The organism is Simplicispira hankyongi (genome assembly GCF_003570885.1).
GTDB classification, from domain to species: domain Bacteria; phylum Pseudomonadota; class Gammaproteobacteria; order Burkholderiales; family Burkholderiaceae_C; genus Simplicispira; species Simplicispira hankyongi.
On the sequence record NZ_QXJC01000001.1, the window covers coordinates 1,147,887 to 1,162,740 of the forward strand.

At 66.4% G+C, this 14,854-nt stretch carries 12 protein-coding genes; all 12 read left to right on the forward strand.

Annotated elements, in window-relative coordinates; translation table 11 throughout:
• The first annotated feature begins 57 nt into the window (after nt 1-57).
• The 12 genes from serC to D3F03_RS05295 all read left to right on the forward strand — a co-directional run bounded on the left by serC (nt 58) and on the right by D3F03_RS05295 (nt 14,853).
• A complete protein-coding gene (gene serC, locus D3F03_RS05240; protein WP_119108236.1) occupies nt 58-1,167 on the forward strand; it encodes a 3-phosphoserine/phosphohydroxythreonine transaminase in 1,110 nt (369 codons plus the stop codon).
• Complete coding sequence (gene pheA / locus D3F03_RS05245; RefSeq protein ID WP_119108237.1) at nt 1,164-2,285, forward strand: prephenate dehydratase; 1,122 nt, start codon at nt 1,164-1,166, stop codon at nt 2,283-2,285. Before serC ends, pheA begins: the two co-directional genes overlap by 4 nt.
• A gap of 129 nt (nt 2,286-2,414) precedes the next feature.
• On the forward strand, nt 2,415-3,296 hold the full coding sequence (locus D3F03_RS05250) for a prephenate dehydrogenase (RefSeq protein ID WP_119108238.1): 882 nt from the start codon (nt 2,415-2,417) through the stop codon (nt 3,294-3,296).
• 188 nt (nt 3,297-3,484) lie between these two features.
• On the forward strand, nt 3,485-5,515 hold the full coding sequence (locus D3F03_RS05255) for a bifunctional 3-phosphoshikimate 1-carboxyvinyltransferase/cytidylate kinase (protein WP_119108239.1): 2,031 nt from the start codon (nt 3,485-3,487) through the stop codon (nt 5,513-5,515).
• Nucleotides 5,516-5,680: 165 nt separating this feature from the next.
• Nucleotides 5,681-7,381 (forward strand): 30S ribosomal protein S1, encoded by a 1,701-nt coding sequence (gene rpsA / locus D3F03_RS05260; protein WP_281271412.1) that lies wholly within the window; start codon nt 5,681-5,683, stop codon nt 7,379-7,381.
• 200 nt (nt 7,382-7,581) lie between these two features.
• Entirely contained in the window at nt 7,582-7,896 is a 315-nt protein-coding gene (locus D3F03_RS05265; RefSeq protein WP_119108241.1) for an integration host factor subunit beta, read from the forward strand.
• 138 nt (nt 7,897-8,034) lie between these two features.
• Nucleotides 8,035-8,337, forward strand: a complete 303-nt coding sequence (locus tag D3F03_RS05270; RefSeq protein ID WP_119108242.1) for a LapA family protein — start codon at nt 8,035-8,037, stop codon at nt 8,335-8,337.
• Nucleotides 8,327-9,493 (forward strand): lipopolysaccharide assembly protein LapB, encoded by a 1,167-nt coding sequence (gene lapB, locus D3F03_RS05275; RefSeq protein ID WP_119108243.1) that lies wholly within the window; start codon nt 8,327-8,329, stop codon nt 9,491-9,493. Before D3F03_RS05270 ends, lapB begins: the two co-directional genes overlap by 11 nt.
• The gene (locus D3F03_RS05280) at nt 9,493-9,807 is read left to right on the forward strand and encodes a ComEA family DNA-binding protein (protein WP_245960502.1); all 315 of its coding nucleotides are present in this window, start codon (nt 9,493-9,495) and stop codon (nt 9,805-9,807) included. The genes lapB and D3F03_RS05280 overlap by 1 nt, the downstream gene beginning before the upstream one ends.
• A gap of 20 nt (nt 9,808-9,827) precedes the next feature.
• On the forward strand, nt 9,828-12,755 hold the full coding sequence (locus D3F03_RS05285; protein ID WP_119108590.1) for a monovalent cation/H+ antiporter subunit A: 2,928 nt from the start codon (nt 9,828-9,830) through the stop codon (nt 12,753-12,755).
• Entirely contained in the window at nt 12,755-13,138 is a 384-nt protein-coding gene (locus tag D3F03_RS05290) for a Na+/H+ antiporter subunit C (RefSeq protein ID WP_119108244.1), read from the forward strand. Before D3F03_RS05285 ends, D3F03_RS05290 begins: the two co-directional genes overlap by 1 nt.
• Nucleotides 13,135-14,853: a monovalent cation/H+ antiporter subunit D gene (locus tag D3F03_RS05295; protein ID WP_245960503.1), complete on the forward strand. Its 1,719-nt coding sequence runs from the start codon at nt 13,135-13,137 to the stop codon at nt 14,851-14,853. Before D3F03_RS05290 ends, D3F03_RS05295 begins: the two co-directional genes overlap by 4 nt.
• Nucleotide 14,854: the final 1 nt, after the last annotated feature.

Here is a 14,854-nt window from a genome sequence, read left to right on the forward strand (position 1 = left end):
ATAGCTGCTAACGCTTACCCCATAAGCGCTAGCGCCTGATTTGATACCTATTTTGTGATGCAACGTCCTTACAACTTTTCTGCCGGGCCCGCCGCCATTCCCGAAGAGGTACTGCAGCGCGCTGCGGCCGAAATGCTGGACTGGCACGGCAGTGGCATGAGCGTGATGGAAATGAGCCACCGCGGCAAGGAGTTCCTCTCGATCTACGAGGCGGCCGAAGCGGGTCTGCGCAGTCTGCTCGCCGTGCCCCAGCATTTCAAGATTCTGTTCATGCAGGGCGGCGGCCTGGCCGAGAACGCCATCGTTCCGCTCAACCTCTCGCGCGCGGCCGGCGTGGATTTCGTCGTCACCGGCAGCTGGAGCCAGAAGTCGCAGAAAGAGGCGCGCAAGTACGCGTCGGAAGTGAACATCGTCGCCTCAGGCGAATCCAGCGGCTTCACCACCCTGCCCGACCCGGCCAGCTGGACGCCCAGCGTGGGCGCGAGCTACCTGCACATCTGCAGCAACGAAACCATCAACGGCATCGAATTCCACGAGCTGCCCGACCTCAAGGCACTGGGCAGCGATGCGCCCCTGGTCATCGACTTCTCCTCGCACGTCGCCTCGCGCCCGGTGGACTGGTCGCGCGTCGGCCTGGCCTTTGGCGGAGCGCAAAAGAATCTGGGGCCAGCGGGCCTGACCATCGTCGTGGTGCGCGAAGACCTGATCGGCCAGGCGCTCCCCGCCTGCCCCAGCGCGTTTGATTACAAGCTGGTGGCCGAGAACCATTCCATGTTCAACACGCCGCCGACCTGGGGCATCTACATGGCGGGCCTGACCTTTGATTGGCTGGCGCGCCAGAGCGAGGGCTCGGCGCGCGGCATTGCCGCCATGGAGTTGCGCAACATCGCCAAGGCGGAGCTGCTGTATGGCGCGATTGACAACTCCGATCTGTACCTCAACAAAGTGGCCGCCAACTGCCGCTCGCGCATGAACGTGCCCTTCTTCCTGCGCGACGAATCGCTGAACGACGCGTTCCTCGCTGGCGCACGCGAGCGCGGCCTGCTGCAGCTCAAGGGCCACAAGTCGGTGGGCGGCATGCGTGCGAGCATTTACAACGCCATGCCGCTGGCCGGCGTGCAAGCGCTGGTGGACTACCTGCGAGAATTCGAAAAAACCCGCGCATGAGCTCCACCACACCCACCCCCGTGACCACGGCCGTCGCCTCGCCCGATCTGGCAAGCCTGCGCGTGCAGATCGACAACATCGACCAGCAGATGCTCACGCTGCTGAACCAGCGCGCGCTGGTCGCCGAGCGTGTCGGCGAGGTGAAAAAACGCGAAGGCACACCGTTTTTCCGCCCCGACCGCGTGGCGCAGGTGATCGAGAAAATCGTCCGCACCAACCCTGGCCCGCTGCGCAGCGCGCATGTCTCGGCCATCTGGCGCGAGATCATGTCGGCCTGCCTGGCGCTTGAGTCTCCCCAACGCGTCGCCGTGCTCGGCCCGGCCGGCACCTTCTGCGAGCAAGCGGCGATCGAGTTCTTTGGCGGCGCGGCCGACATCGTCTATTGCGCCAATTTCGACGAAGTGTTCCATGCCACGGCCTCGGGCAGCGCGCAGTTTGGCGTTGTCGGGGTTGAAAACTCGGTCGAAGGCGTGGTCACGCGCTCGCTCGACCTGTTCCTGCACACGCCCACGCACGTGGTGGGCGAAGTCAGCCTGCTGGTACGCCACAACCTGCTGCGCACCAGCGCCTCTGTCGAAGGCATCGAAGCCGTGCTGGCGCACCCACAGGCGCTGGCGCAGTGCCAGGCCTGGCTCTCCAAGCACTTGCCGCACGCCGAGCGGCGCCCCGTGTCGAGCAATGCCGAAGGCGCGCGCATGGCCGCTGGCAACCCCGCCCTGGCCGCGCTGGCCAGCGACCGTGCCGCAGCGCAATTTGGCTTGCATGTGGTGGCGCCCGCCATCCAGGACGACGCCTACAACCGCACACGCTTTGCCGTCATCTGCCTGCCGCACACGCTGGACACCCCACCGCCGTCGGCGCACGACTGCACAAGCCTGATTGTGTCTGTCCCGAACAAGCCGGGCGCCGTGCACGACCTGCTGGTGCCGCTCAAGAACCACGGCGTATCGATGACACGCTTCGAGTCGCGCCCAGCACGCACGGGTCAGTGGGAATACTATTTTTATATCGACATCGACGGCCATCCAAGCCAGCCGCACGTGGCAGCGGCCCTTGCGGAACTGCGCAGCCTGAGCGCCTTCTACAAGGTGCTGGGCACCTACCCGGTGACGTCATGACCCCCACGCTTTTCACTGCGTGTAAGACGCTGCCCCCCAAGGGGGCCTTCGCGCCTTGGGGCGGCCCGGCGGCGCTCATCACCCCCACGCTTTTCACTGCGTGCAAGGCGCTGCCGCCAGGAGCACGCCATGTTTGAACAGCTTGGCCTGATCGGTTGCGGCCTGATGGGTGGCTCCTTTGCCTTGGCGCTCAAGCAGGCGGGGCTGGTCAACCGCGTGGTGGGCTACAGCAAGTCGCCCTCCACCACCGACCGCGCCCGGCAATTGGGCGTGATTGACGTCGAGGCGCCCTCCGCCCTGCTGGCGGTGGCCGGGGCCGACATTGTGCTCGTCGCTGTCCCGGTGTCGGCCACGGAAGCCACGCTCAAGGCGATCAAGCACCTGGTGACACCGCAAATGCTGGTGATGGACGTGGGCTCGACCAAGGCCGACGTCGTACAGGCCGCGCGCCGTGCTCTGCGCGACCAGGTCGGCTCCTTCGTGCCGGCGCACCCGATCACCGGGCGCGAGGTGTCGGGTGTCGAGCATGCCGATGCCGAGCTCTACAGCGGCCGCCAGGTCATCCTGACACCCACGGAGCGCACACTGACCGCACAATTGCAAAAGGCCGAGGAAGTCTGGACAGCGCTGGGCTGCCGCGTCACCAGCATGTCGCCCGAATCACACGATGAGGCCTTTGCCGCGGTCAGCCACCTGCCTCACTTGCTGGCGTTCTCGCTGGTGAACAGCATCACCGGGCAGGCCCAGGCCGACACGTTTCTCTCGCTGGCTGGCCCAGGGTTTCGCGATTTCACCCGCATTGCCGCCAGCGACCCCAAGGTGTGGCGCGACGTGCTGCTGGCCAACCGCGACGAACTGCTGGCGCAGTCGAAACTGTTCCAGCAGGCGCTCTCGCAATTGGAAAACGCCATCCGCACCGACGACGCGCAAGCGCTGGAAGACATGCTGACCCTCGCCAGCGAAACACGCGCGCACTGGCGCATGGGTGCGCAGCGTAAAAAATCCCCCTGAAAAGTAATCCCCCCTGAGTCGCCTACGGCGCCTTCCCCCAAGGGGGACGCACCCGGTGGCCTGGCAAAGCCAGTTCCATGGGTGCACGGGTATTGGGCCGCGCCGGGTTCATCGGTTTCTAGCGGCAGACACGCACCACGTTCGCACTAAAAATATAGTGTCAACAGGCCTTAGACGAACCTTTACCGATGTACAGCACCGCATTTCTCGATATCCCTGCACTTGCCTCGGCAGGCGGCAGCGTTCAATTGCCAGGCTCCAAGAGCATTTCCAACCGCGTGCTGCTGCTGGCGGCGCTGAGCAGCGGCACCACCGCCGTGCACGACTTGCTCGACTCGGACGACACCCGCGTCATGCTGGACGCCCTGCGCGCGCTGGGTTGCCAGGTCGCGCTGGCAGAGGGCACAACCCGCATCACTGGGCTGGGTGATGCGCGCCCCGCAGCGGCGCTGTCGCTGTTCATGGGCAATGCGGGCACCGCCATGCGCCCGCTGACCGCCGCGCTGGCCCTGCTGGGCGGTGACTACACGCTCGACGGCGTAGCGCGCATGCGCGAGCGCCCGATTGGCGACTTGGTGGACGCGCTGCGCCAACTGGGCTGCCACATCGACTACCTGGGCACCGAAGGCTTCCCTCCGCTGCGCATTGCCCAGGGCGCGGGCGTGCCAGCGCTGGCGCTGGATCGGCCGGTCCGGGTGCGGGGCGACGTCTCCAGCCAGTTCCTCACCGCCCTGCTGATGGCGCTGCCGCTGGCGGCGAAATCGCAAGACGTGGTGATCGAGGTCGTTGGTGAACTCATCTCCAAGCCCTACATCGCCATCACGCTGGCCCTGCTGGCGCGCTTTGGTATCGCCGTGACCAACGAGAACTGGCAGCGTTTTCGCATTCCGGCGGGCAGCCGCTACCAATCGCCCGGCAGCATTCACGTCGAGGCCGACGCGTCTTCTGCTAGCTACTTCATAGCGCTAGGCGCAATCGCAGCAAGCGCTAGAGGCCAAAAAGGCATTGAAATCCACGGCGTAGGGCTTAATTCCATCCAAGGCGACATCCGCTTCATCGAAGCGGCCCAGGCCATGGGCGCCCAGGTGAGCGGCGGCCCCAACTGGCTGCGGGTGGAGCGCAGCACCTGGCCGCTCAAGGCCATCGACCTGGACTGCAACCACATTCCCGACGCTGCCATGACGCTGGCCGTCATGGCGCTGTATGCCGACGGCACCACCGTGCTGCGCAACATCGCCAGCTGGCGCGTCAAGGAAACCGACCGCATTGCCGCCATGGCCACCGAGCTGCGCAAGCTGGGCGCCACCACGGAAGAAGGGCCGGACTTCCTGCGCATCACGCCACCCGCGACGGCGCAGGCCTGGCGCGCCGCCAGCATCCACACCTACGACGACCACCGGGTCGCCATGTGCTTCTCGCTCGCCGCCTTCAACCCCGCCGGCCTGCCGGTGCGCATTGAAGACCCGCGCTGTGTCGCCAAGACCTTCCCCGACTATTTCGAGACCCTGTTTGCCGTGGTGCAGCCTGCGTCTACGGGCGTGCCGGTCATCTGCATCGATGGCCCCACCGCCTCGGGCAAAGGGACCGTGGCCGCAAAAGTGGCCCAGGCGCTGGGCTACCACCTGCTGGATTCGGGCTCCATTTACCGGGCAACCGGGCTGGCGGCGCGGCAGGCCGGCCTTGCGATCGGCGCGGAGCATGCGGAGGCCATCGCGGACCTCGCACGCACCATGGCGCTGCGCTTTGACGCCGGGCGCGTGCTGCTGGCCGGCGTGGACGTCAGCGACGCCATACGCACCGAGCAGGCAGGCATGGACGCATCGCTGGTGTCCGCCCTGCCGCAGGTTCGCACGGCGGTCGTCGCATTGCAGTTGGGGTTTCGCACCCTGCCCGGCCTGGTCGCCGACGGGCGCGACATGGGCACCGTGATCTTCCCGGCGGCGCCGCTCAAGGTGTACCTCACCGCCAGCGCCGCGTGCCGGGCCGAGCGGCGCCGACAACAATTGCTTGCGCGCGGAATAAACGCTAAAATAGCCGACCTTCGCGCAGACCTCGAGGCGCGCGACGCCCGCGACATGAACCGCAGCGTTGCCCCCTTGAAGAGCGCGCAGGACGCATTGCTTCTGGACAACTCCGAGCTCACGATCGAACAGGCCGTGGCCCAGGTGCTGGCTTGGTGGCAGCAGCGCCAGCCCTTTGCGCGGTCCGCAGCGGGCTGAAAAACCGGGGCCGCAAGGCCCCACCTTGGTCCACATGGCCTCCAGCCCGCGCCGCAGCGCACTGGCCTTGTGGTTGTTTCAACTCTAACCCGCGGCATCCGCCGTACCCCAACCACCACGGGCAGCCTTTCAAACCGCAGCAATGGTGCTGCTGTCAACCTGCACGTGGCAAGGAAATACATGTCTGAATCTTTTGCCGACCTTTTCGAAGAATCCTTGCAACGCACCGAGATGCGCCCGGGCGAAGTCATCACTGCCGAAGTCGTGCGCGTCGAGCACAGCTTCGTCGTGGTCAACGCCGGTCTCAAGTCCGAAGCCTATGTGCCGCTCGACGAGTTCAAGAACGACAAGGGCGAAGTCGAAGTCCAGGTCGGTGACTTCGTGTCGGTTGCCATCGGCTCCATCGAAAACGGTTACGGCGACACCATCCTCTCGCGCGACACGGCCAAGCGCCTGGCCTCGTGGATGAGCCTGGAAAAAGCCCTGGAATCCGGCGAATTCGTCACCGGCACCACCAGCGGCAAGGTCAAGGGGGGCCTGACGGTGCTGGTCAACGGCATCCGCGCCTTCCTGCCCGGCTCGCTGATCGATACGCGCCCGGTCAAGGACCTGACGCCGTACGAAAACAAGACCATGGAGTTCAAGGTCATCAAGCTTGACCGCAAGCGCAACAACGTGGTGCTGAGCCGCCGCGCTGTCGTGGAAGCTTCGATGGGCGAAGAGCGCGCCAAGCTGATGGAAACGCTGAAAGAAGGCGCCATCGTCCAGGGCGTGGTCAAGAACATCACCGAATACGGTGCCTTCGTGGACCTGGGCGGCATCGACGGCCTGCTGCACATCACCGACATGGCATGGCGCCGCGTTCGCCATCCTTCGGAAGTGGTCACGGCTGGCCAGGAAATCACCGCCAAGATCCTCAAGTTCGACACCGAGAAGAACCGCGTCTCGCTGGGCCTCAAGCAAATGGGCGACGACCCATGGATGGGCGTTTCGCGCCGCTACCCGCAAAGCACGCGCCTGTTCGGCAAGATCACCAACATCGCCGACTACGGCGCGTTTGTGGAACTCGAACCCGGCATCGAAGGCCTGGTGCACGTGTCTGAGATGGACTGGACGAACAAGAACATCGCTCCTGCCAAGCTGGTCACCCTGGGCGACGAAGTCGAAGTCATGGTCCTCGAGATCGATGAAGACAAGCGCCGCATCAGCCTGGGCATGAAGCAGTGCAAGGCCAACCCCTGGCAAGAATTCGCACAGGACACCAAGCGCGGCGACCGCGTCAAGGGCCCCATCAAGTCGATCACCGACTTCGGCGTGTTCGTCGGCCTGGCGGCCGGCATCGACGGCCTGGTGCACCTGTCCGACCTCTCGTGGAACGAGCCCGGCGAAGCCGCCGTGCGCAACTACAAGAAGGGCCAGGAAGTCGAAGCCATCGTGCTGGCCGTGGACGTGGAACGCGAGCGCATCTCCTTGGGCATCAAGCAGCTCGACGGCGACCCGTTCACCACCTTCGTGACCGTGAACGACAAGGGCCAGACCGTCACCGGCAAGGTCAAGACCGTGGACGCCCGTGGCGCCGAGATCGACCTGGGCGAAGACATCGTCGGCTACCTGCGCGCTTCGGAAATCTCGCGTGACCGCGTGGAAGACGCCCGCAACGTGCTCAAGGAAGGCGACGAAGTCACCGCCGTGGTGGTCAACGTGGATCGCAAGACCCGCAACATCCAGCTCTCGATCAAGCAAAAAGACATGCTCGACGAGCAAGGTGCCATGGCCAACCTGAGCCAGCAGTCGAGCCGCGAGAGCGCCGGCACGACCAGCCTGGGCGCCTTGCTGCGCGCCAAGCTGGACAACTCGGACAAGTAATTCCGTTTCTCAATCAATCGGGTGCGCGATGGTCAAGCGCAGACAGTACAGGCGTACTGGCTAAGCGAAGCCAACGAAGCAACCGTTTGATTTAGATTGGGAATCCAGCTTGTTCTGCCGGCGCCTCTGCTGCGCCGGCCTCATTTTTCATCGGGTGGGTGCACAATGCGCCCACCCGTTTTCATGTCTACGCCTCTCCCATGACCCGATCCGACCTTGTGGAAGCCTTGGCCGAGCGTTTTGACCAGCTCACCCACCGCGACGCGGAAGTCGCCGTGAAGGCGCTGCTCGACGCCGTTGGCGACGCCCTGGTGCGCGGCCACCGCATCGAAGTGCGGGGTTTTGGCAGTTTTTCCGTCAGCCACCGCCCGCCACGCATGGGCCGCAACCCGCGCAGTGGCGAAGCGGTTGCCATTCCCTCCAAACGTGTGCCGCACTTCAAGCCCGGCAAGGCCTTGCGCGAGGCGGTGGACCAACGCACCGACCAGCTCACCCAGCAAAGTACAGCGAAATAAAGCTATAAAACTTATAGCTACTAGCGCATGCTGCATAAGCGCTAGAAGCCAAAAACACCAAAATTTTCTGGTGGATGCGAACCCGCCTGCCAGTTTGGCGGCCAGGCTTCGTAGAATCGTCCTACCACTGGGACCACCATGAAATACTTCCTGTGGCTGCTCAAGGCAGCCATTTTTTTTACATTGTTCGCCTTCGCGCTGAACAACCAGCAAGACGCCACCGTGCACCTGTTCTTCGGCACGCAATGGCGCGCACCGCTGGTGCTGGTGGTGCTTACCGCCTTTGCCTTTGGCCTCGTCGCCGGTGTGCTCGGCATGGTGCCGCGCTGGTGGAAGCACCGAAAAGCCGCGCAGCGCGCCCAGGCAAGCCAGGCCCAAGCCGAAGCTGCAGCACCTCTGCCGCCGGCACCTGCCGATTCCGTGCCGCCCCATGGAGTTTGACCTCGCCTGGATCCTGCTGGGTCTGCCGCTCGCCTTCATACTGGGCTGGGGCGCCTCGCGCCTGGACCTGCGCCAGTTGCGCGCGCAGAACCGCGACGCCCCCAAGGCCTACTTCAAGGGCCTGAACTTCCTGCTCAACGAGCAGCAGGACAAGGCCATTGACGCTTTCATCGAGGCAGTGCAGAACGACCCCGACACGTCAGAGCTGCACTTTGCGCTCGGCAACCTGTTTCGCCGCCGGGGCGAATACGACCGCGCCGTGCGCGTACACGAGCACTTGCTCTCGCGCGGCGACTTGAGCGGCGCCGACCGCGATCGCGCACAGCACGCGCTGGCGCTCGATTTCCTCAAAGCCGGCTTGCTCGACCGCGCGGAAGATGCACTCGCGCGCCTCGAAGGCACGGCCTTCGAGGGCGAGGCACGGCTGGCGCGGCTGGCCATTTTCGAACGCTCGCGCGACTGGCCGCAGGCCGCCAGTGTGGCGCGCCGCATGCACGCCGCCGGTCAGGGCGACTTCAGCACCCGCCAGGCGCACTACCTGTGTGAGCAGGCGCAGAGCCAGCGCGCAGCCGGCGACAACGCCGGTGCCGTCGCCCTGCTGGAACAGGCGCTGGCCGCAGCGCCGCAGGCCGCGCGCGCACGTCTCGAACTGGCGCGCATTGCCCAGCAGGCGGGCAACAGCGCAGAAGCCCTGGGCACGCTGCGCGAGCTGCGCGCGCAGGCCCCCGCTGCCCTGCCCCTGGCCGCAGCCCTGTTCGCCGAAATCGCGCGAACCAGCGGCCGCGAGGCCGAGGTACTGGAACTGCTCACGGGGTACTACGCGGAGGCCCCCTCGCTCGATGTACTCGATGCCATCGTGGCGCTGTCCGCATCAGAACCGAAGGCGATACCGGGCACGGACGACAGCCGCATGTGGTACCTGCGCCACCTGGAACGCGAACCGTCGCTCGTCGCCGCCGCAAAATGGCTGGCCGGCGAACGGTTGGAGCATGAAGAGTTTCACCCCCAAATCCAGGCGGCGCTCGACACCGCCGCACGCCCGCTGACACGCTACCGCTGCGCCGCCTGCGGCTTCGAGGCGCGCCAGCATTTCTGGCACTGCCCCGGTTGCCAGGCTTGGGACAGCTACCCGGCCAAGCGCGTGGAGGAGCTGTAGTGGGGCGCGTCGGCGCGCGCCGTGCCTGCCTGCTGGCGTGCGCCCTGCTGTGGTGCAGCGCCGCACTCGCCCAGGTGGATCTCAACAGCGCGAGCGAAGCACAGCTTGACGGCATTCGCGGCGTCGGTCCGGCGACCACGCGGCGCATCCTGGCCGAACGCGAGCGCCAGCCTTTCAAGGACTGGGCCGACCTGGTCGCGCGCGTACGCGGCATCGGTCGCACCAATGCCGCAAACTTCTCTGCCCAAGGTTTCACCGTCAACGGCCAGCCGTATCCGGGAGCGCGCGAGGCCGGTCACGCTGCAGAAAAGTAAGGTCCATGGACCTGCCGCAGTTGCCACTCGCCACCCTTGTCGCCCTGCCCTTTGTCGGCAGCCTGCTGGCGGCGTTCCTGCCGTCGAACGCACGCAACACCGAATCGACCATCGCCGGGTTGATTGCCGTTTTCTGCACGGTGCAGGCGGCCCTGCTGTTTCCGCACATTGCCGTTGGCGAGGTGCTGCGCCAGGAGATCAATTGGGCGCCGGCGCTGGGTCTCAAGCTGGTGCTGCGGCTTGACGGCTTTGCCTGGATGTTCTGCCTGCTGGTGCTGGGCATGGGTGCACTGGTGGTGCTGTACGCACGCTACTACATGTCGCCCAAAGACCCGGTGCCGCGCTTCTTCGCGTTCCTGCTGGCCTTTATGGGTTCCATGGTGGGCGTGGTGCTCTCGGGCAACCTGATTCAACTGGCGCTGTTCTGGGAGCTGACCAGTCTGTTCTCGTTCCTGCTGATCGGCTACTGGTACCACCGCAAGGACGCCCGGCGCGGCGCGCGCATGGCGCTCACGGTGACGGGTGCCGGCGGTCTGTGCCTGTTCGCCGGGGTGATCGTGCTCGGCCACATCGTGGGCAGCTACGACCTCGACCATGTGCTCGCGGCGGGCGCGCTGGTGCGCGCGCACCCGCTCTACCCCGTGGCCCTGGTGTTGATCTTGCTGGGCGCGCTGACCAAGAGCGCACAGTTCCCCTTTCACTTCTGGCTGCCGCACGCCATGGCAGCGCCGACGCCCGTATCGGCCTACCTGCACTCGGCCACGATGGTGAAGGCCGGCGTGTTCCTGCTGGCGCGGCTGTGGCCCGTGCTCTCGGGCACGGAGCCCTGGTTCTGGATCGTGGGCGGCGCCGGCCTCATCACCCTGCTGCTGGGCGCCTATGTGGCGATGTTCCAGAACGACCTCAAGGGCGTGCTGGCGTACTCAACCCTCTCGCACCTGGGCCTCATCACCTTGCTGCTGGGACTCAACAGCCCGCTGGCAGCCGTGGCCGCCGTGTTCCACACCATGAACCACGCGACCTTCAAGGCCTCGCTGTTCATGGCGGCGGGCATCATCGACCACGAAACCGGCACGCGCGACATGCGCCGGCTCTCGGGCCTCGCGCACAGCATGCCGATTACGGCCACGCTGGCCACCGTAGCGGCGGCGGCCATGGCAGGTGTGCCGCTGCTCAACGGTTTCTTGTCCAAGGAAATGTTCTTTGCCGAAACCGTGTTCGTGCAGGCCAGCCCACTGGTCGAGGCGCTGCTGCCCTGGGCCGCCACGCTTGCCGGTGTGTTCAGCGTGGCCTATTCCGTGCGCCTGTGCCTGCAAACCTTCGCCGGCCCGCCCGCCACCGACCTGCCGCGCCAGCCGCACGAACCCCCGCACTGGATGCGCGTGCCGGTGGAGCTGCTGGTGCTGGCCTGCCTGGTGGTGGGCGTGCTGCCGCAGTGGTCGGTGGGGCGTGTGCTCGATACGGCTGCGCGCCCCGTCGTAGGCGGCGAACTGCCCAGCTACAGCCTGGCCGTGTGGCACGGCTTCAATACGCCTTTTCTGATGAGCCTGGTCGCCTTGGGTGGCGGCGCACTGCTCTACGCTTTGCTGCGCCGACGCAGCGACACCTCGGGCCGCACGCCTGGTCTCACCTGGGCCGACGGCCAACGCGCTTTCGAGGCGCTGCTCGCAGGGCTGACCGTGGCTGGCCGGCGCGGGCGGGCACTGCTGGGCACGAAAAAACTGCAGTGGCAGATGCTGTGGCTGGTGGCATTTGCACTGGTAGCGGCAACGCTACCGCTTTGGACGCGCGGCCTGCCGATCGGCAACCGCGCCAGCCTGCCCTTTGAGCCAGCGTTCGCAATGCTCTGGGCACTGGGCATGGTCTGCGCGCTGGCGACGGCATGGCAAGCCAAATACCACCGCCTGGCCGCACTCACGCTGCTGGGCGGCGCGGGCCTGGTCACCTGCGTCACCTTTCTGTGGTTCTCCGCTCCGGATCTGGCGCTGACGCAACTGGCGGTCGAAACAGTGACCACGCTGCTGATCCTGCTGGGCCTGCGCTGGCTGCCTAAGCGCGTGCCGGAATGGCAGCGCCGCGCCCTGCCTGGGGCGGCGCGGCGGGCCCGCCTGCGCCGCACGCGAGACTTTGCCCTGGCTGCGGCGGCCGGCTTGGGCATGGCGCTGCTGTCCTTTGCCATGCAAAACCGGCCGTTTCCCACCAGCACCTCGACCTTCTTTCTGGAGCACGCGCTCTCGGGCGGCGGTGGCTCCAACGTGGTCAACGTGATGCTGGTGGATTTCCGCGGTTTCGACACCTTTGGCGAAATCGTGGTGCTCGGCGTGGTGGCGCTCACGGTGTACGCCCTGCTGCGGCGCTTTCGCCCAGCCATCGAAATGCTCGACCTGCCACCGCAGCAGCGCGCGCTGCCCGCCGATCTGGACACCGACCTGATCAACCCACGCCTGGCGAGTGACACGGCCATTGGCTACCTGCGCGTGCCTGCCGTGCTGGTGCGCCTGCTGCTGCCTTTCGCCACGCTGGTGGCCGTCTACCTGTTCTTGCGCGGACACAATGCCCCAGGCGGTGGTTTTGTCGCCGGCCTGGTGTTCTCGGCGGCCATCGTGCTGCAGTACACCATCTCCGGAACGCAGTGGGTCGAAGCCCACCTTGCGCTGTACCCGCGCCGCTGGATGGCCGCGGGCTTGCTGGTGGCACTGGCCACCGGTCTGGGTTCGCTGGTCTTTGGCTACCCCTTCATGACCACGCACACGGCGCACTTCACGCTGCCGCTGGTTGGCGAGGTGCACGTGGCGAGCGCCATGTTCTTTGATACCGGCGTGTTCCTGCTGGTGGTGGGCGCGACGCTGCTCATCCTCACCTCCATTGCCCACCAGTCGATTCGCGGCCACCGGGCACACGCACGCCGCGCCGAAGAAGCGACAGCCGCGAAAGCAGAGGTCGCCTGATGGAACTTACCCTGGCGCTGGCCATAGGCGTACTCACCGGCTCGGGCGTCTGGCTGCTGCTGCGTCCGCGCACCTTCCAGGTCATCATGGGGCTGTCGCTCATCTCCTACGCGGTCAACCTCTTCATCTTCAGCATGGGGCGCCTGGGCCTGGCCACCGGCAAAGAACCCGTGCTCCAAGCCGGCGTACCGCAGGACCTGGCGCATTACACCGACCCCATGCCGCAGGCCCTGGTGCTCACGGCCATCGTCATCGGCTTTGCCATGACGGCGCTGTTCCTGGTGGTGCTGCTCGCGTCCCGAGGCCTGGCGGGCACCGACCATGTGGACAGCGCCGAGCCGCCCGAGGGCGATGGGCCGGACGACGAAGGACTCGCCCCATGAGCGATGTCCTGGATACCGCCGCCGTACAGCACCTGATGCTGGTGCCGGTGCTGCTGCCACTCCTGGTGGCGGCCTGGATGATGCTGCTCGGCGAAGAGCGCCACCGGCTCAAGATGGCGCTCAACGTGGGCTCCTGCGCCGTGCTGCTGGCGGTCTCGTCGACACTGCTGCTGCGCGCCGCGCAGGAGGGCACAGCCAACGCGCTGGGGGTGTACCTGCCGGGCAACTGGCCGGCGCCGTTTGGCATCGTGCTGGCGCTCGACCGGCTCTCGGCGCTGATGCTGGTCCTGACCAGCCTGCTGGCGCTCGCCGCCTCGGTGTTCGCCTGCGCGCGCTGGCACCGGGCAGGCGTGCACTTTCATCCGCTGTTCCAATTGCAGCTGATGGGGCTGTGCGGTGCCTTCCTCACCGCCGACCTGTTCAATCTGTTCGTGTTTTTCGAGGTCACGCTGGCGGCCTCGTACGGCCTGCTGCTGCACGGCTCGGGCCGCGCGCGCGTGCTCGCCGGCATGCACTACATCGCCATCAACCTGGCGGCCTCGGCACTGTTTCTGATTGGCGTGTCCATGCTCTATGGCCTCACCGGCACGCTGAACATGGCCGACCTGGCGCAGCACATTCCGACCCTGCCAGACGCCGACCGCGGCCTGCTGCACGCAGCGGCGGGCATTCTGGCCACGGCCTTCCTCATCAAGGCCGCCGTCTGGCCGCTCAACTTCTGGCTGGTGCCGGCCTACAGCGCGGCCACGGCGCCGGTGGGCGCGCTGTTTGCCATCATGACCAAGCTGGGCATCTACGCCATCCTGCGGCTGTGGACGCTGCTGTTTGGCGCCGAGGCCGGGGCGTCGGCGCAGTTTGGCAGCCAGTGGCTATTGGGCGCTGGCCTGCTGACCATGGCCTTTGGCGCCGTCGGCATGATGGGCTCGCAACGCCTGGGCCATCTGGCGGGGTATGCGGCGCTGGTGTCCTCGGGCACGGTGCTGGCCGCCAGCAGCTTTGGGCAAAACCTGCTGACCGCCGGCATGCTGTACTACCTTCCCGGCTCGACACTGGCCGTTGGCGCTCTGTTCCTGCTGGGCGACGTGCTCGACCGCTGGCGCAGCCCCAATCAGGGCGCCGACCCCTACGAGCAGGAGGACGAAGAGGCGCCCTTTCTCAACGCCCGCCTGGAACACACGCGTGGCTTCAACCTCGACGAAAACGAAGACGCGCTGGTGGGGCGCCCCATCCCGGCTGCCACGGCGTTCGTCGGCCTGGCTTTCATGGGCTGCACGCTGATGCTCGCGGGCATGCCGCCGCTGCCCGGTTTTCTCGGGAAATTCGCCATGCTGAGCGCGCTCTTGAACCCGCTCGGGCTCGCCGCGTCGGCCGGGCAGCAGCCAGGGCTCACCGGCTGGACTTTTCTCGCCGTGCTGATCGTCAGCGGCTTCCTGGCGCTGACCGCACTCGTGCGCGTCGGCATCGCCCATTTCTGGGCGTCACAGGGACGCCGCCCACTGCGCGTGGGGCTTGCCGAAGGCCTGCCGATTGGCGCCCTGCTGCTGGCCTGCGTGCTGCTGGCGGTGGCCGCCGGCCCGGCGCTGCATTTCACGCAGGCCGCAGCCGACGCGCTCTACGCACCGCGCGGCTACGTGCAGGCGGTTCTTGGCGCCGAGCCCGTGCCAAGCAGCGCTGCGGGCTCGACACCTTCAGAGCCTGGGGAGAAAACGCCTTGAA

Bases quoted from the DNA above. Each gene is read 5' to 3' on its own strand.
- D3F03_RS05270 (WP_119108242.1), top strand. From the start codon at position 8,035: ATGAAATACTTCCTGTGGCTGCTCAAGGCAGCCATTTTTTTTACATTG.
- D3F03_RS05295 (WP_245960503.1), top strand. From the start codon at position 13,135: ATGAGCGATGTCCTGGATACCGCCGCCGTACAGCACCTGATGCTGGTG.
- lapB (WP_119108243.1), top strand. From the start codon at position 8,327: ATGGAGTTTGACCTCGCCTGGATCCTGCTGGGTCTGCCGCTCGCCTTC.
- D3F03_RS05265 (WP_119108241.1), top strand. From the start codon at position 7,582: ATGACCCGATCCGACCTTGTGGAAGCCTTGGCCGAGCGTTTTGACCAG.
- D3F03_RS05290 (WP_119108244.1), top strand. From the start codon at position 12,755: ATGGAACTTACCCTGGCGCTGGCCATAGGCGTACTCACCGGCTCGGGC.
- D3F03_RS05250 (WP_119108238.1), top strand. From the start codon at position 2,415: ATGTTTGAACAGCTTGGCCTGATCGGTTGCGGCCTGATGGGTGGCTCC.
- pheA (WP_119108237.1), top strand. From the start codon at position 1,164: ATGAGCTCCACCACACCCACCCCCGTGACCACGGCCGTCGCCTCGCCC.
- serC (WP_119108236.1), top strand. From the start codon at position 58: ATGCAACGTCCTTACAACTTTTCTGCCGGGCCCGCCGCCATTCCCGAA.
- D3F03_RS05255 (WP_119108239.1), top strand. From the start codon at position 3,485: ATGTACAGCACCGCATTTCTCGATATCCCTGCACTTGCCTCGGCAGGC.